The organism is Paenibacillus sp. J22P169, assembly GCF_059691995.1.
Genome location: NZ_JCAUAO010000005.1, coordinates 135,583 through 153,051, shown reverse-complemented (window position 1 = coordinate 153,051; position 17,469 = coordinate 135,583). Strand labels below are relative to the sequence as shown.

Genomic DNA, 17,469 nt, shown 5'->3' with positions numbered 1-17,469 from the left:
CTAATATCGAATGAAACGAGGTGCTTTTCTTTTGTCCAATGATGAAATCATTTTGACCCCTGAGGGTTTGCGCAGTTTAGAGCTAGAACTTGAAGATTTGAAAACAGTGAAGCGTAAGGAATTAGCAGAACGTATCAAATTGGCGATCTCCTACGGCGATCTGAAGGAAAACAGCGAATATCATTCTGCGAAGAATGACCAGTCTTTCATGGAAACTCGCGTTCTAACGATTGAACGGATGCTCAAAAAGGCGAAGGTCGTGAAGAATACCGGCACATCCAAAGTACAAGTGGGTTCCACCGTTGTATTGAATGATGTGGAATTTGCCGAGAAAATCGAGTACAAAATTGTTGGGTCTCAAGAAGCAAATGTCAACGAAAATAAAATTTCGTATGAAAGTCCGCTTGGCATCTCCCTCATGAATAAGTCGGTTGGTGATGTAATTAGCGTGAACGCACCCATGGGCATCATCAGCTACGAGCTTCTAGAGATTCGCATTTAACGACATAACGAAAAAAGCAGTCTGTAACTAGAAACTCTAGTTATAGACTGCTTTTTGTCATTTTTCAGCTTGAAGGACGGCTAGCGCCCTTTCCATCTTCGCTATGTACGCGGAATCCGAACTGGAGCACATCCATTTCACTTGTGCCTTGCCCGTGCCCAACAGCTGGTCGCTGTCCTGTAACACCTGCATTAAGTGATTCACAGTACCTTTGCTTCCATCTACAATTTGAATGTGGCTCGGTAGGATCTGACTTAAAATCCCGCTATAAAACGGATAATGTGTACAACCCAGTACGACGGTACCGTAAGCATTCAAATCGAAAGGCGCCAATTTGCCCTTAAAATAGTCGATAATCTGAGGCCCTTCCATGATGAGATTTTCACAAAATTCCACAAGCTCTGGAAGTGGAACTGAATCTACCATCCCCATATCATCAATGCGAGATACGAGCTCTCTGTATTTCGCTTGCTGCAGCGTAAGCTGCGTGGCGAATACAAGCACTCTTTTGCCTGATGAGCGATTCATCTCTAGGGCTGGCTTGACAGCAGGCTCCATCCCAATAATGGGGATCTTATAGAGGTTACGTAATTCGGCTATCGCAATGCTCGTCGCTGTATTACAAGCGATCACTAGCGCCTTAACATCTTCCTGAATAATCGCATCAACGGATTCCTTGACGAAGGCTAGAACCTCATCTTTCGATTTAACACCATAGGGAACATGCGCTGTATCTGCAAAATAAATAAAATCTTCATGAGGCATTCTCTTCATGGCTTCGTTCAGAACCGTGATTCCACCTAGACCTGAATCAAAAAAAGCAATTTTCATCCTATTCACCCTATTTATTAGCGTTCTGTCTTAAAGTAGTCCTGCTGTGATAAGGCCGTTACGCACGCCTTCTTCATCCACATGTGTTGTAACATGATCAGCAAATGGCAATAAATCTTTATGGGAATTGCCCATCGCAATGCCGAAGCCGACATAGGAAAGCATCTCCATATCATTCAAACCGTCTCCGAAAGCAACCGCGTCCTCCGGCTTCAAGCCGACCAACTCCAGCATCGCGGCGATGCCTTGCGCTTTGGAACCGCCAGCAGGCAACACATCCATCGCATGCTCGTGCCAACGAATAAGCTTAAACTCCGATAGCAGTCCTTCATACAAATGTTCGTCCTTCGCTTCACAGTGAAGGAAAATTTGATAAATATCGTTTGATTTCCAAAAATGCGGATCATAGCTTGGCAAATCAACCTTTAACGAGGATACAGAGCTATGTACAAATGGATGATCCTGCGCATCTGTCGCAAACGCATGCTCGCCCTCAAATACAAGAGAATGCTGGTGAGTGGCAGCTAGCTCAACTAAAGCTTCGATAGCACTCTTTGCGATGACACGGTGGTAAAGTGGCTCGCCTTTGTAAACGGCATATCCGCCATTTAAGCATACATAGGAATCAATGCCAAGCAGCTCAGCCAGTGGCTTGATGAAATAGGGAGCTCGTCCCGTTGCTATCACGGGTTCAATCCCGCTTGCCTTCAGTTCGTGAATAGCCTTAACGGTACTTGCAGGCACCTGCTTATCCTCGTTAATTAACGTACCATCAATATCAAAAAAAACAATTTTGTACACAGTAGGGTTCTCCTTCGCATTCGGAAGCAACAGCTGCCGCTTCTTCTCTCTTTCTCTCAATTAAACACCAAATGCCCGGAAAAAACAAAGAAAAAAGAGAATCCCTTGGGCTTCTCTCCCACTTTGCCTATACAATACTATCAATGATGCCATAGGTTAACGCCTCTTCTGGACTGATATACCAGTTCCGTTGATGCTCTTTCACCCGTGCCAATTCCTCGGCTTGCAGATTCGTTTTGGCCAAAATACATTCATCATAGATGTTCTGCAGCCTCTGCGTTTCATCCACTCGATTCTTCAAATGCTCCAAATGACCATCAATATGTGTGGAAACGGAATGATACATGAAGGTACTCAGCCTGCCTGCGTGTCTTTTGTGCCCGCTAACTGCGATCAACAGACTCATACTTGCGGCAAGTCCGTACACGTAGGTGTGAACGGGTGTTTTGCTGTTCTCGATCACATTGATAAGACCAAAGCCATCGTATACGCTGCCTCCGTTACTATTGATAATCAGGTCGATGGGCACGCGTTTAAAATCCTTTTCCTTCTTGTCTTTGTCATCGTCAAATTGATTAATTTTCATAATTTGTTCGACAATCAGCTTCACAGAGGTCTTATTGATGCCATCGAATAGATAAAGGGTTCTGTCACTCATAACATGCCTCCTGTCCGTATGGCCTTGTATTACAGTAGTCTATTCTCAGTCTGGAAACTTTGTAACTCTTTGCTCGCTGTTTTCAGATTTTTGGGCGAAAAGAGTTGGTGACGCGGCCGAAATATCCCTTCGGGCACTCAATGGAAAACAGACTACGCGATACGAACCCGGCTTGAACGAACTAGTTGATTGGCAACGAATCAGTAGCATTATCCGTAGCTCCGGAACGCTTTCCGTTAGACTGCCCCTTATATGCAAAGAAACTCGTATCCGTCCTCGTCAGCTGTTTCGTTCCGTCCCCCCCATTCAATGAATCCTTCCGACTCGTACACGCATTCCGAATAGGACATCCTCCTTCCCCTCAAACGACTGAAACTCCACCCTCCAATTCAGTTAAACCCTAGGCACTTAACTAGCTCCCCCTACCAAACACCAGCTACCGCTACTCCTCTCATAAAACTCTCCTCAGTCTCGCAAAGGGGAACGTGGATACGCTAATCGAGCATTTGGGGCCGATTCTGGACGTGAGAGGAACGTCGATGCGCTAATTCTGCTTTTTCGTCTGGTTTTGGCCATATTCGATTAGAATAGGACATCCTCGTTCCCCTTGACATCACATTTTGCAGCAATTGCGCCAAATAGAGCACCGTCGTTCCTCCTCCCATGCTACAAGAGGAGTTGATAGCTGCGTGCGCGTTCCTTACCGCTCGCTACAACTAAAAGTTGCCTATCACACAACTCATGTAACAAAGTTCTAGCGTGTCTTTTGCTTACTTTCAGGTGTTCGGATAGTTCTGGAGCTGTGAACGGACGGAGTTTCCTGCGAGCGAAACGTATAACTTCGCTTTCGAGCCAAGGGAGTGTCGGCGGTACATCGGTGGCAATGAACTTACCAATAAGAGAAAGAATGAGTTGTTGACACTGTTTTGGCGCTTCGACAATGGACGGGTATGCGATGGGGAGAACTAACCATCCATCTAGAGCAAGGTGAGCATGGCGGATGCATAAGTCTTTGAATCGCCATATTTCAAGATCTCGCGCATGTGAACTGTAGCCTTGGATTTCAATCGCAGCCCTAGCATCTCCTGGCATATAGGCAAAATCCAAATAGCGATAGCCATTCGCGAAATCACGAACCTCCCATTGGGGATATAGAGCGTTGAAGTTACCAACCTTCGGATACCAAATCGTACGCAAAAATTCCATTTCTGCATGTCCCAATCCTCGTTCTAAGCGTTCCCGTCTGCGCCGGTTCGTCTCCTCTGCAGTTTGTTTTGCCATAAATGCTTCGAATGCCTGTTCAAATTTCATCTCATCTTTCTCTCCTAATATGGACACAAAACAAAACACCGTTCCCACCATGATCACTGAAAGGACTAGCTTCTCAGTAACCATGAAAAAAACGGCGTGTGCTTCACGACCCATTTCATATTATTTGATTTAGTACACTAGGTTATGGCGGCAACATGCTAGTAATAAATGACGTAAGAAACCTTTATTCCTCTTCGGGAGGAACTTGATAATTTGCTAGAGAAACCCTAAGCTCGTCCGTAACATGGACACCCTCCGCCTCTAACAAAAACCGCTGTAACTGCGCACCCTCATCATCCTGGATCGCAATTTCGCCCCGAACGTTGAGGACTCTGTGCCAGGGGAGACGGTGTTTTTTACTCATAGCGTGCAAAATTCGCACAACTTGCCGTGCTGCCCTAGGACTCCCAGCATGCCGCGCGATCTGGCCGTATGTCATTACTTGGCCTTCGGGAATGGAGCGAATAACCTGGAGTACTCTCTCTGTAAATGGTGTCATTGTACCGGGAGGAACTTGATGCATACTGGCTGTGACATCTCAAGAACGCTACCGGTTGGAACTAACTTACCAGTCGCTTCATCCCGTGCAAAACTTACAATATTGTCGGAGTCTTTATTGGCTACAAGGACGAATCTTCCGTCCGGGGAAATCCCGAAGTTACGCGGGTGCTTCCCTAGCGTTGGTGCATGTTCAACGACAGATAGTTCGCCCGTTTGGTCGTTAATCGCATAAACAACGATGCTATCGTGGCCACGATTGGAACCATATAGGAAACGTCCGTCATGGGATATGTGGATGTCAGCGCAAGCATTTTCGCCATCGTAGGAGTCAGGTAGAGTTGTAATTGTTTGGATTTCAGTTAACTGGCCACGTTCCTCATCATAGTTGAAAGCAGTAACTGTGGAACCCAGTTCATTAATCACATAGCCATACTTGTAGGCCGGATGGAAAGCAAAATGACGTGGTCCAGATCCAGGCGTTATCGACACTTCCCCATGTGGAATGAGACGCTTCGCGGTGAGATCCAGCTTGTATAGAATAATTTTATCAAGACCTAAATCACAGGCACCTATGTAGCGATTATTACGATCTACGAAAACAGAATGCGCACGCGGCCGATCCTGTACGGGAAGCAGACTCGCACCATGATGCTGCTGAATATCGGCGGAAGTTCCTAATTGACCATCGACTAGAATTGGGGTTAATCCGACCATACCACCATGATAACTAGTCACCATCACCACTTCATTTGTGTTGTCCAACTGAATATGGCACGTTGTCGCGGGAAGGGTGATTTCTTTGTTAAGTAACATTAATTCGCCTGTCTCGAGATTAATCGTGTAGGCACTGGCTGCGCCACATTTCTGACCCTCCGTACCAACACCTTCACCAAGTGCGTATAGTCTTGAATTGACGGAATCGACAGCTAGAAAGGTTGGGTTTTGCAAGCCCGTTACGTTGTGCGTAAGCGTTAGACTCCCTGAGTCTACGTCATATTGTGCCGTATATACGCCTGGATTCTTCGCATCGGCGTAGGAACCGATAAAAGCTAAAGTTTGTTTCGTCTGATGCTGCTTGTCCACGGATGTCACTCCCATTCATCTAATTTCACTATGAGCATTATCTCAAATCCGCCACGTATGGGCAACTGTTTGGCGGACGATTGATTTGGTCAGCTTGATGCAGAACTGCGTCCGGATGAACAAAAGCTTCTTTCCCTGAGATTAGATTATCAATAACATGAACTTTGATGTCTTGTTTAATTAGAACCTTATAAACCCAGCTCCCCCAGTAACAATTGCCTTCACCGCTCAACCTCCTTTTAACAACGTGCTAATTCCTTTTTACATTTATACAGGCAGAATGCGTTAAAGCTGAGTTATTTTATGTGCACATTTTCTGTAAGTGATTAAGCCTACCATATGGACAAAATCCACCTGGAGTACTATCGAAAAGTACTAGTATTGAAAAAGCTGCGATCTCCTATATGTGGGATGATCGCAGCTTTACGTTATAACCCTATCCAAAAATGATTCTACTCATTTGCTCAATGCGCTGAGTATAGCTATGCTGCTCTAAAGTCTTTTTTCTTCCCCTCGCAGCGATCTTGTTTCTCTCAGCATCATGATTCAGATAATATCTTGCATGCTCTATAAGATCGTTTGCTGATGTAAAAACCTCGATTTCTCGACCGATTTCATAATGCTGATTCAAATCGGCTCTAATGTCTGTCAGTTGAAAAGTTTGGCAGGAGGCTATTTCAAAGGTTCGATTGTTAACAGACTCAGCGGGGCGGTTCATGGAATTGTTATTATGAGATACACCTGTATATCCTCGATGCATATTTAACACAATTTTAGCACCACAGTAGTAATTCGCTGTTTCTTGAGGGGAAAGCCATTGATCAAGCAATATTTTATCTTTAAGCAAGGAATAGTTTTTCAATCGATCCCACCATAATCCAACAAGTATGAATTTGGTTTGAACTAAATAGGAAGCAATACTGTCAATCAAGTCGATTCGATTCTCAAAGCCATTACCAATGAACGCGATGTCGGTTTGATACTTTTGAGAGACGATACGTGGATGGAACTTTTCAACATCAGCTGCTAACGGAAGGTGAAATACCTTCTTACAGCCCAACGATGAATAGAAAGCCACACAGCCATAGTCTTGTGTAAAGACGTAATCAAATGGCGGTGCAATGGTGCGAGTCCAGTCCGTATAATACGGGTCATCAGTAAACCAAATTGCCGTTGGAACTCCTCTATCTTTGAAGGCCTTCAATTGACTGCAAGGAAATGACAAGCCCTGAAATACTAAAACCAAATCCGGAGGATTTTCATTCACATAATTCGTCAGGTTGGGATCGTTGGGTCGCTTTATGGTCAGCTCTCCTGCTGCACTTGAGAGAGCGCGGCATACGCTATCCTCAAGCGGAGGGTAAGGAACATCGACTCCGGAAGTAATAAACAAGATCTTCTTATTCTTCATAAGTTTGCCACTCGCTTCCTAATATGAAGGAAAATATGAAAAGTGTAACCGTTTGTCCCTTCAAAGTAATTGAATTAACCAGCAATTCAACAATTTGTTGGCGAAGCTCGCTGCTGGAAAGCTGAATACGAAAGTTCCTCCGTTTCACTAAAATTCAACCATTATTAACTATATGAGCTCCCGGTTTGGTTGGTTCGGGCGAATGTTGATTGGAATCAACAATTCCTGATAGAGCCTCCTAGGACGGTAGAAAAGGCGCATCCCGATTGGGGTGCGCCTAATTTCATGTTTTTACAACCAAGAAAACAAGATATACAATCCTAAACCTTACGCGAAGTCAGCTTCGCTTGCGTCAACAGCATGAGGTAGTCATATCCGCCTGCTTTGGAATCAGTACCCGACATGTTGAAGCCGCCGAATGGATGCACGCCGACAAGGGCTCCCGTACATTTACGGTTGATGTACAAGTTACCGCAATGCACAGTTTCCAATGCTTCTGCGATGCGATCTTCGTCCGTTGAGAAATAAGATCCCGTCAAACCGAACTCAGTATCGTTGTACATCGCAATCGCTTCTTGCCAATCCTTCGCTTTCGCAATCGCGAGCACAGGTCCAAAAATCTCCTCCTGCATCAAACGCGCCTTGCCACTCACGTCTCCAAACACGGTTGGCTGGATGTAGTAGCCATTGCCTTCCGCTCTGCCACCGCCAACGAGCAGCGTGCCTTCCCCTTTACCAACTTCGATGTAGTCCAAAATCCGTTCATAAGACGTCTTATCAATAACCGGACCTGCCGCGAAGTTCAACTCAGGTAATCCGCTTTGCAATTTGTTCGTATAAGCAACAACCTTCTCTACCACTTCATCGTAGACAGATTCTACGATAATTGCGCGGGAGCCTGCAGAGCATTTTTGACCTTGGAAGCCAAAAGCAGAAGCCACAATCGCAGCTGCAGCTGCATCCAGGTCCGCCGTTTCGTCAACGACGATACCATCTTTCCCACCCATTTCAGCGATTACACGCTTGATCCAAATTTGTCCTGGCGCTACGTCAGCAGCAAGTCTATTGATACGTAAGCCAATCTCTTTGGAACCTGTGAAGGAAATAAAACGTGTTTTCGGATGAGTCGTCAAGTAGTCGCCAACCTCAGCACCACTGCCTGGAATGAAGTTGATAACGCCGGCTGGCAGACCTACTTCCTCCATCAACGCGACGAATTTATGAGCAATAACAGGTGTCGTGGAAGCTGGCTTAAGTAAAACAGTATTCCCAGAAACTACAGCAGAAACCGTCATCCCAACGCAGATCGCAAGCGGGAAATTCCACGGTGGAATTACAACGCCAACACCTAGCGGAATGTAAGAAATCTGATTGTTTTCGCCAGGAATTCTTACCAAAGGTTGTGTTTCATTGACTTGGCTCAGACGGATCATTTCACGGGCATAAAACTCGATGAAATCAATCGCTTCAGCTGTATCAACATCAGCTTCTACATAGTTTTTGCCTGACTCTAGAATCATCAGAGCTGAGAACTCATGCTTCCGTTCACGCATAAGTGCTGCTGCTTTGAACAAATATTCCGCACGCTCTCTAGCGGGAACCTTTTTCCAAGACTCGAAAGTTTCGAGTGCGACGTTCATCGCTTTTTCAGCCAGAGCCTGATCCGCTTTACTCACGTACCCGATAACTTCATCCACATTCCCAGGGTTAATTGACGTAATCTTCGCTTCTGTCATGACCTTCTCGGCACCGATGTAGAGCGGGTACTCGCGCCCAAGCTCACCTTTCACCTTTGCGATCGCAGCTTGCATGGCTTTGACATTGTCATCCTGAGCAAAATTCGTGAATGGTTCATTCGCATATGGACTTACCTTCGTTGTTAGTGTATTCATGTATAATGGCTCCTCTCCGAATAGAAAGCTTATTTTTATTTGAACATATTTTTAAGAACAAACCAGACATTGGCTGGACGTTCCGCTAACCTTCTCATGAAATAACCGAACCAATCCACGCCATACGGCACATAAATACGGACGCGGTAGCCCTCTTTCACTAGTTGCTTTTGCAAATCTTCACAGATCCCATAAAGCATTTGGAACTCGAACTGATCTTTCCCAATGTTATTCTCACTCACGAATTGTTTCGTAAAATTAATAATGGCCTCATCATGGCTGGCCACCGCTGTATAATGGCCATTTAGCAGATGCTTCTGAATAATGACTTTGTAATTCTCATCGACTGCACTTTTCTCTGGAAAAGCAACCTCTGGAGACTCTTTATAAGCGCCCTTCACCAATCGCAAATTCGCGCCTAACTCATGGAGATCATCCATATCCTGCAGGGTACGGAACAGATATGCCTGAATCACAATCCCGACATTGTCGTATTCTTGGCGCAGCTCGCGGTAAATATCAAGCGAAACCTGACAATGCGCATAATCCTCCATATCGATACGGACAAAATTCCCATGCAGACGAGCACGATCCAGAATCCGTTTCATACTGCTTACGCAAAGCTCTCTGCTAATATCCAATCCTAAGGAAGTCATCTTCAAGGATAAATTGGAGCGAACACCCGACTCGGCAATTGCGTCCAGCGTTTGGATACACATTGCAGCTGATTCTAACGCTTCTTCCACGCTAAAAACAAACTCGCCCAAATGATCTAATGTCGCTACGCGGCCATCTTGATTCAAGCCACGCACAGCATCAATCGATTGTTGGATCGTTTCTCCTGCTACAAAACGTGCAGCACCAAAACGAAGTCCATATTTCTTCGCTAAGCGATTGGCTGCGCGACTTTTACCTAGGGATTGAAACATATTACGCATCATGAGTTCCATCTGTGGTTGCCTCCAAGAAGAAATTGTACACTTATGTTTAATTTATAATTGGATTATACACTTAATTTTCGATTTTGAACACTACTTGTTCAAAAATATTTGACGACTTGTACAAAACCCCTTAATACCCATTCATATCTGTACAATATTCATCTGAGAGCTGAGATGTGTTGAATCGCCTACCTTTTCATGGTAAATTAAAACCAAATAAGGCGGATAAAAGAGGGTTAACATGTTCATTCCTGAACACTTTCCATTGAACACACAGTTTCAAACACTTCCTATAGATACAAAACTTACAGAGATTGCTTCTTATATTCAAAAAGGCGTAGCCATACTCATTCAACATGACGCTGGCATCGCCTTGTTTTTGCCGGAGGACATCGAACTCCTGACATCATTCACCGCAACGACTGCACAGTCTTTACTGGAATCCAACACTTTTTTCAACACGCACCAACTTGCCCTAACCAAACTACATGCGCAAGTACAATTACAAGAGATCCCTCAAGGCATGACGCGAGCTCTGTTGTGTACCAATGAACAAGGGATCATTCTAGGCTATGTCACCTTACTTGCCTATGTCGCCTACGCGATGAAAGAAGGACAGAAGTGGTACGCCTACTTTACCGCGCTAGCAGATACCGTGACCGATGCCGTAACCGTTGTTGATCGAGAAGGCGCCGTTATTTGCTGGAACCCCGTTGCAGAAGAGCTTTACGGTCTGTCACGGGCAGACATTGTGGGTAAGCGGATTGGAGAGCATTTTGACGTCGAAACCCTGATGGTTCTGAAAATGTTAGATGAAGGCCGGCTCATCCGCAATACGTATCACCGCCCAAGACCTGAAACGCATGTCCTCATTAATGCTTCACCGATCAAAGATGCCGCGGGTACGATCATTGGCGGTATTGCAACCGAACAAGATATTACCCAATTGGTGCGATTGAACGAACAATTAACAACCGTCGAGTCCGTAGGACTACCTTTTGAAGCGTCGCATGATGACCCTTTTGCCCTGATCAAAGGAAAGGGACCTGCCATCGGCAAGGTCATTCAATGGGCCAAAAAAGTCGCAGCCACTGAAACACCTGTCCTCCTAATTGGAGAATCCGGGGTAGGAAAAGAACAACTGGCACAAATCATACATCAGTCCAGTTCGCGCTCGGCGCAGCATTTTTTAACCGTACATTGCGGTGTCGTGCCTGCAGGGATTTTGGAGACTGAATTATTCGGATATCAAGGGGGCGCATTCAGCGGAAGCGAAAGCGGTCAACCCGGTAAATTAGAACTGGCCAAAGAGGGTACACTATTTATTAACGATATTGAGAAAATGTCTCTGGAGCTCCAAGCCAAGCTATACCGCTACATCAATCAGCAGACGCTTGTCCGCTCTGGCGGGAACCAACCGATCAATGTAAGGACGCGCATCATTATTGCGACGACACAAGATTTGGCTAGCAAGCTTGCTTCACATGAATTCCGAGCGGATCTTTATTATGCACTGAATGTCGTGTCCATCCGAATACCGCCTCTGCGCGAGCGCGTCGAGGATATTCCAGCGATGGTTCATATGTATCTCAAACAATTTTCGATGCACTATCAGAAACCAGCTCCAACACTAGCGCCAGAAGTCATTCTGGCCTTGACGCAATACGATTGGCCGGGCAATATCCAAGAATTGAAAAATGTGATCGAGCGGAGCATTATTTTGAATGAAGATGACGTCATCACATTAGACCAGCTGCCTTCCACACTGCAGGAGCAGCAGTCGAGTTTCGTTCAGGATGCAGAGCCATCGCCGATGAATTTAAAAGAAAAAGTCACCGAAGTGGATGAAATCACTTTAATTGAAGAGGCACTAGCCAAAACAGCAGGAAACAAGAGCGCAGCAGCTAAGCTTCTCGGGATTTCGCGTGGAACGCTTTATAATAAGATGAAGGAATTTGAGATGGAGTAAGTAATCTATTCATAGAAAGAGGGCTACCGAGTAGGGTATCCCTTTTTCTACTAGTAGTAGTTGAACTTGAAAACTCGCTGTGCAAAGGAGGCATATAATAGGGGTTAACTGAACACGATATTCGGATAGACAAGCACCTAGTGCTATATAACAAGATCACTCCTTGGTATCATGACATCATCAAGAACCAAAAGAAAACCAAAACCGAAGGATTTGAAGACTTATTTATTCAATTTTACAAGGATGAGCCTTACTTTGAGCAAGCCCTGCAATGGATTCGTTCGATTCGTGCAGGCACAAGTTAACGCACCTCCATTTTAAATAGTACACGAAAAGGCGCGTCCCAAATCCAAATGGGGCGCGCCAATTTCATTTATAGCAAAACTACATAGATTACGAAAAAGCTCAAGTTACTATCAGTCATACCCAGCAATCGTCATAGATAATGAATCATTGTAACATTGAGCTCCATTATGAATAAACTTTATTTAAATAAACATTAGTTAATTGTAATACCTGCACTTGCAAAGCCGACTACAGTTTCCAAAATGTCCAGACCGTCTGTATCGAGGGAGAATACCATTAAGAGGCGCTCTTCTGCTGCAACTGCTACTGCAAATGGAAGCATAGCATGCCTAGTTATGCCTATATTTACCGGTCCATTTAGAGAAGGGGTCAAAGGTACTACGGCAGCTGTCGGCGAGAAGATATTGCTGCCAGCAGGTGCTCTATACAAGGTTGCTTTAACAGTTACTGGGCTTACCAACGTGACGCCAAGCGTGACACTGAAGAATGCAGAAACGGACGTAACTGTTCCGGCGCGAGGCACTGAGAATGCAAAGTCGAGAAGTCCGCCGCTGGCTGCGAGATTAATTGTTAATCCACCTACAACAACATCATCGATTGAACTTCCGAAGCCGATAAGGCCACCTGTGCTGAGCAGCCCTCCTGTTACCGAAGCTAAAGCCACTGGAGTGCCTGAGGCAAATGGAATAATAGCACCTGGTCCAGGTGTTCCTGTTGCTCCTGTTGCTCCTGTTTCTCCTGCTGCTCCTGTTGCTCCCGTTGCTCCCGTTGCTCCCGTTGCTCCTGTTGCTCCTGTTGCTCCAGTTGCTCCTGCCGTTCCTGCTGTTCCTGTTACTCCCGTTGCTCCGGTTGCTCCTGCCGTTCCTGCCGTTCCTGCTGCTCCCGTTGCTCCCGTTGCTCCTGTTGCTCCTGTTGCTCCTACAGTTCCTGCTGCTCCCGTTACTCCTGTTGCTCCGGTTGCTCCTGCCGTTCCCGCTGCTCCCGTTGCTCCTGTTGCTCCTGTTGCTCCGGTTGCTCCTGCTGCTCCCGTTGCTCCAGTTGCTCCAGTTGCTCCTGTTTCACCTACTCCTGGTCCCGCTGGACCCATTGGACCCATTGGCCCCGTCACTCCTGCACCCATTGGTCCCATCGGCCCCATAGGTCCCATCGCTCCTACACCCGTCGGTCCCATTGGACCCATCGGACCCATTGGTCCCATAGGTCCCATCGTTCCTGCACCCGCCGGTCCCATTGGACCCATCGGACCCATTGGTCCCATTGTTCCTGCACCCGTTGGTCCCATCAGACCCATTGGCCCCATCGGACCCATTGGTCCGTGCGGTCCATGATCCCCTTTATCACCTTTATCACCTTTGTGACCTTTCTCACCTTTCTCACCTGTTGGTCCTGTTGGACCTGTAGGTCCATGGTGTCCGTGGTGTCCATGATCCCCTTTAGGACCCGTTGGACCTGTTGGTCCTGTATGGCCTCTTTTGCCTCTATCGCCATCTTCACCTTTTTTACCTTTTGGCCCTGTTGGACCTGTTGCTCCAGTTGCACCAGTCGTTCCTGTTGCACCGTGTGCTCCAGCTTCTCCGGTTGCACCTGTTGCACCTGTTGCACCTGTTGCACCAGCCGCTCCTGCTGCACCAGTGAAACCTCTGAAGCCTCTGAAACCACGTGGACCGCGATCTCCCTTGGGTCCCTTTTTACAGCATTTCCGCTTGATTTTCACAACAACAATTTTGTGACAGTGTTTCTTCACTCTTTTCTTGCGTTTATGACAGCCGCAACCACTTACTTTATGGAGCTTCGCCCCACTTTTTTTAATAATTACACGCTTTTTCACTGTCGTGGTACTTTTCTTTTTGCCAACTAAGAGACTCAATTACAACACCTCCTGTGATGCTTCATCATACGAGTGATCCCAGAGGTTTGTCTGTACTTTTTGGCAATAGATGGTTGTCCACTCCAAAATATGCATATGACTATATGTATGAGAGAAGTGTTTCTTCTATAGAAGCAATAAAAACAACTTTACATCGGTATGGGTTCCTATCTTGAAAAATCGATCATATAAAAAGCTCTTCTTACTTATATTCATTCAATCGATATACGAATGAAAGATTATAAGTAAAGAAGAGCCAAGTGGTTTAAACAATTCTCTCTACTATTTATTAATCCAATTAGTTAATTGATAATCCAGCACTAGCATAACCTTCAACCACTGTTCCAATGTCTACTCCAACTGTATTCGCAGTAAAGACCACTAATATTCGAGTTCCAGCAGTAACAGCAATATTTGGTAATGCTGCCGTTACGGCACTGATATCTCCTATTGATACAATACCTGTTAAACCAGGAGTCAACGCCACACTTGCTACCTGATTAAAATCATTATCTGGTGTTGGAGAAGTATACACTCTAGCTGTGATCGTAGTAGTTCCAGCTAAAACTAATGCTAATGTTACACTAAAGTAAGCTGAAATCGAAGTTAAAGTACCAGCACGTGGCATCGAAAATGCTAAGTTTTGTAACACTCCTGGACCACCAGCGATATCGATTGGTCCGCCTAGAAGTGTTGCAACTATTCCATTTTCACCAAATCCAACTAACGCTTGTGTTCCAGCTGTACCGAATAAAACTGATGTTAATGTTACTGGTAAGCCAGATGCAAAAGGAACTATAGCTGATGCTCCTGGTATTCCTGTTGCTCCTGTTACACCCGTTGCCCCTGTTGCTCCTGTTTCACCTGTTGCTCCTGTTGCTCCTGTTGCTCCTGTTGCTCCAGTTTCACCTGTTACTCCTGTTGCTCCTGTTACACCCGTTGCTCCTGTTTCACCTGTTGCTCCTGTTGCTCCTGTTTCACCTGTTGCTCCTGTTGCCCCCGTTGCTCCTGTTACCCCTGTTGCTCCAGTTTCACCTGTTGCTCCCGTTGCTCCTGTTGCTCCTGTTGCTCCTGTTGCTCCTGTTGCTCCTGTTGCTCCTGTTGCTCCAGTTTCACCCGTTACTCCTGTTGCTCCTGTTGCTCCCGTTGCTCCCGTTGCTCCTGTTTCACCCGTTGCTCCCGTTGCTCCTGTTGCTCCAGTTTCACCGGTTGCTCCTGTAGCTCCTGTCGCTCCTCCAGGTGCACCTTGTTCACCTACTGGCCCTGTTGCACCCGTAACTCCCGTTGCTCCTGTTGCTCCTGTTGCTCCTGTTGCTCCTGTTTCACCCGTTGCTCCTGTTGCTCCTGTTACCCCTGTTACTCCTGTTGCTCCTGTTTCACCCGTTGCTCCTGTTGCACCTGTCGCCCCAGTTGCTCCTGTTTCACCCGTTGCTCCTGTTGCTCCTGTTACACCGGTTGCTCCCGTTGCTCCTGTTGCACCTGTCGCCCCAGTTGCTCCTGTTTCACCAGTTGCTCCCGTTGCTCCTGTTGGACCGGTTGCTCCCCCTGCTGGCCCTGTTACTCCGGTTGCTCCGGTCGCTCCGGTTGCTCCTGTTACACCTGTCGCTCCGGTTGCCCCTGTCTCTCCGGTTACTCCTGTTGCTCCTGTTGCTCCTGTCGCACCTGTTGCTCCTGTTGCTCCTGTTGCTCCTGTCGCACCTGTTGCTCCCGTTGCTCCTGTCACACCTGTTGCTCCTGTCGCTCCTGTTGCTCCTGTTGCTCCTGCTGCTCCTGTTGCTCCTGTTGCTCCTGTAGACCCTGTCGCTCCTGTTGCTCCTGTCGCACCTGCTACTCCTGTTGCTCCTGTTGCTCCTGTTGCTCCTGTTGCTCCTGCTGCTCCTGTTGCTCCTGTTGCGCCCGTTGCTCCTGTTGCTCCTGTTGCTCCTGTCGCTCCTACGTAACCACCATCAGGAAACTCAATTTCAATTTCCCCATCGTTGTACAGTTCAATTTCAATTTCCTTGACCTGAATCCAATCAATGAGTGCTAAGAAATCCTCAAGTTCAGACATTCTTTGAGTGGTGCCATCGCCTTTTTGAAATTTCAAATTGAATTCAGTTTCATTAAAATACTCAATTTCAATTTTTTTGATATTCATAATTCCTACCATTGTAATTAGTTCCATTAATTGAGCTAGTTTACTCAAAGCCTTACACCTCCCTATGATGTTGAATACTAGTTACCTGCAACCGAGATACATTTTCTGTTAATAACACCAACCTCCCTTACTTAAAATGAAACTACTCTAGTTTCCTCGTATATTATATGTGTACAAACTTTCCGTGCATGGACGAATGAGAGAGGACATGCGCTGGAAAAAAACATTTTTTGTAAATAATTGATTGATTTAGGTGCTTAACTTCAGGACTAGAGCCTTCCATCGCGCTTCTAAACACATTTCGAACATGGATTAGTTGATAGATTTCAAGTCATATGTACCGTAAAAAGAAGCGGCTGCGCCCAAATTTTGGGGAGCAGCTGCTTCTTTTATAAACCTGAAGTATCAATGATATACGAAATGACCGTATCAACCTGTTTATCACTCGGTACAAGAATTCCTAATCCATTATTCGTGCTACAACGATGAACGCTAAGAGAAAACGATGAAACCTTTAGAAAATCTTCAATTGCCGTTAATACACCATTCTCTTCTCCATACTCCAACATAGCATTGAATTGAGTTTCATTAATACCTCCCGTTTCTACAAGCTCGTTGGAACCAGCTAACATCCCTTTTTTCGCATGTGGTTTGAGGTATTGATTGGGAATATTCTCGGGGAAGTAATAAGAATCCCGTCTTCCATATGGCCACTCCGTATCATGAAGAATAACAATCGGAAATTTGCCCGTTTTTGTTGCTATTTGCTCAACTGCCATTAATTCATGATACACGGTGTACCAATTATGGTCTCCGTCTATAAGAACCACATCAGCAGTTTCGATCTCCGATAATGCCTCTAAACTGTGCTTGGTATGAATGACGAATTCCTCTGAAAAAACAGCTTTATAAGCAAACGTATTAAATCCTGGTGCAGGATCAATGACTGTTAGCTTACTGTTCATCATTTTACAGAACTCAAGTAATTTAATAGTGGTACGACCACCTAGGAAAACGCCAATTTCTACAATGTGTGTTGCCTCGTATTTGATTAGAATGGGTTTAATTATTTTTTCAAAAAACCGCTCCATACTGCAACTCCTTTTTGATCACCATATTCCGTCAAAGGAATTTTGGTTCGATATAACCATCCTGCATACAAAAGTTCGTATGGTGAGGGGCGTAGCCTTCATACACATGCCGTGCCCTCTTATTGAAACTATGAATAGTTTAGAAAGACCACGTTGGTTTTTATCCTT

At 45.7% G+C, this 17,469-nt stretch carries 15 protein-coding genes; 3 read left to right on the top strand and 12 right to left on the bottom strand.

The window, feature by feature from the left end; all coding sequences use genetic code 11:
- Nucleotides 1-31 precede the first annotated feature (31 nt).
- Complete coding sequence (gene greA, locus AC58QG_RS23145; RefSeq protein WP_171635061.1) at nucleotides 32-502, top strand: transcription elongation factor GreA; 471 nt, start codon at nucleotides 32-34, stop codon at nucleotides 500-502.
- 57 nt (nucleotides 503-559) lie between these two features.
- Here greA and murI read toward each other — a convergent pair whose 3' ends face one another.
- The 9 genes from murI to AC58QG_RS23100 all read right to left on the bottom strand — a co-directional run bounded on the left by murI (nucleotide 560) and on the right by AC58QG_RS23100 (nucleotide 9,940).
- A complete protein-coding gene (murI, locus tag AC58QG_RS23140) occupies nucleotides 560-1,333 on the bottom strand; it encodes a glutamate racemase (RefSeq protein ID WP_497364488.1) in 774 nt (257 codons plus the stop codon).
- A 30-nt stretch (nucleotides 1,334-1,363) separates the two neighbouring features.
- A complete protein-coding gene (locus tag AC58QG_RS23135) occupies nucleotides 1,364-2,134 on the bottom strand; it encodes a Cof-type HAD-IIB family hydrolase (RefSeq protein WP_497364487.1) in 771 nt (256 codons plus the stop codon).
- Nucleotides 2,135-2,261: 127 nt separating this feature from the next.
- A complete protein-coding gene (locus tag AC58QG_RS23130; RefSeq protein ID WP_497364486.1) occupies nucleotides 2,262-2,792 on the bottom strand; it encodes an ATP-dependent Clp protease proteolytic subunit in 531 nt (176 codons plus the stop codon).
- Between the two features lie 666 nt (nucleotides 2,793-3,458).
- Nucleotides 3,459-4,103 (bottom strand): transcriptional regulator, encoded by a 645-nt coding sequence (locus tag AC58QG_RS23125; RefSeq protein WP_497364485.1) that lies wholly within the window; start codon nucleotides 4,101-4,103, stop codon nucleotides 3,459-3,461.
- A 184-nt stretch (nucleotides 4,104-4,287) separates the two neighbouring features.
- Nucleotides 4,288-4,602, bottom strand: coding sequence for an MGMT family protein (locus AC58QG_RS23120; RefSeq protein ID WP_497364484.1), 315 nt, complete (start codon nucleotides 4,600-4,602; stop codon nucleotides 4,288-4,290).
- Complete coding sequence (locus AC58QG_RS23115; RefSeq protein WP_497364483.1) at nucleotides 4,599-5,687, bottom strand: lactonase family protein; 1,089 nt, start codon at nucleotides 5,685-5,687, stop codon at nucleotides 4,599-4,601. Before AC58QG_RS23115 ends, AC58QG_RS23120 begins: the two co-directional genes overlap by 4 nt.
- 436 nt (nucleotides 5,688-6,123) lie before the next feature.
- The gene (locus AC58QG_RS23110) at nucleotides 6,124-7,098 is read right to left on the bottom strand and encodes a CgeB family protein (RefSeq protein ID WP_497364482.1); all 975 of its coding nucleotides are present in this window, start codon (nucleotides 7,096-7,098) and stop codon (nucleotides 6,124-6,126) included.
- Between the two features lie 320 nt (nucleotides 7,099-7,418).
- Nucleotides 7,419-8,990, bottom strand: a complete 1,572-nt coding sequence (gene pruA / locus AC58QG_RS23105) for an L-glutamate gamma-semialdehyde dehydrogenase (protein ID WP_497364481.1) — start codon at nucleotides 8,988-8,990, stop codon at nucleotides 7,419-7,421.
- Nucleotides 8,991-9,025: 35 nt separating this feature from the next.
- Nucleotides 9,026-9,940 (bottom strand): proline dehydrogenase family protein, encoded by a 915-nt coding sequence (locus AC58QG_RS23100; protein ID WP_497364480.1) that lies wholly within the window; start codon nucleotides 9,938-9,940, stop codon nucleotides 9,026-9,028.
- A gap of 232 nt (nucleotides 9,941-10,172) precedes the next feature.
- Between AC58QG_RS23100 and AC58QG_RS23095 the strand changes: the two genes are divergently transcribed.
- Together AC58QG_RS23095 and AC58QG_RS23090 are read left to right on the top strand one after the other, a co-directional pair.
- Nucleotides 10,173-11,900 (top strand): sigma-54 interaction domain-containing protein, encoded by a 1,728-nt coding sequence (locus AC58QG_RS23095; RefSeq protein WP_497364479.1) that lies wholly within the window; start codon nucleotides 10,173-10,175, stop codon nucleotides 11,898-11,900.
- A gap of 140 nt (nucleotides 11,901-12,040) precedes the next feature.
- Nucleotides 12,041-12,205, top strand: a complete 165-nt coding sequence (locus tag AC58QG_RS23090) for a hypothetical protein (protein WP_497364478.1) — start codon at nucleotides 12,041-12,043, stop codon at nucleotides 12,203-12,205.
- A 194-nt stretch (nucleotides 12,206-12,399) separates the two neighbouring features.
- Here AC58QG_RS23090 and AC58QG_RS23085 read toward each other — a convergent pair whose 3' ends face one another.
- The 3 genes from AC58QG_RS23085 to AC58QG_RS23075 all read right to left on the bottom strand — a co-directional run bounded on the left by AC58QG_RS23085 (nucleotide 12,400) and on the right by AC58QG_RS23075 (nucleotide 17,301).
- The gene (locus AC58QG_RS23085; RefSeq protein ID WP_497364477.1) at nucleotides 12,400-14,073 is read right to left on the bottom strand and encodes an exosporium glycoprotein BclB-related protein; all 1,674 of its coding nucleotides are present in this window, start codon (nucleotides 14,071-14,073) and stop codon (nucleotides 12,400-12,402) included.
- A 298-nt stretch (nucleotides 14,074-14,371) separates the two neighbouring features.
- Nucleotides 14,372-16,258 carry an exosporium glycoprotein BclB-related protein gene (locus AC58QG_RS23080; RefSeq protein WP_497364476.1) on the bottom strand — a complete coding sequence of 629 codons (1,887 nt, stop codon included), beginning with the start codon at nucleotides 16,256-16,258 and terminating at the stop codon, nucleotides 14,372-14,374.
- Nucleotides 16,259-16,599: 341 nt separating this feature from the next.
- Nucleotides 16,600-17,301, bottom strand: coding sequence for a class I SAM-dependent methyltransferase (locus tag AC58QG_RS23075; RefSeq protein ID WP_497364475.1), 702 nt, complete (start codon nucleotides 17,299-17,301; stop codon nucleotides 16,600-16,602).
- Between the last annotated feature and the right edge of the window lie 168 nt (nucleotides 17,302-17,469).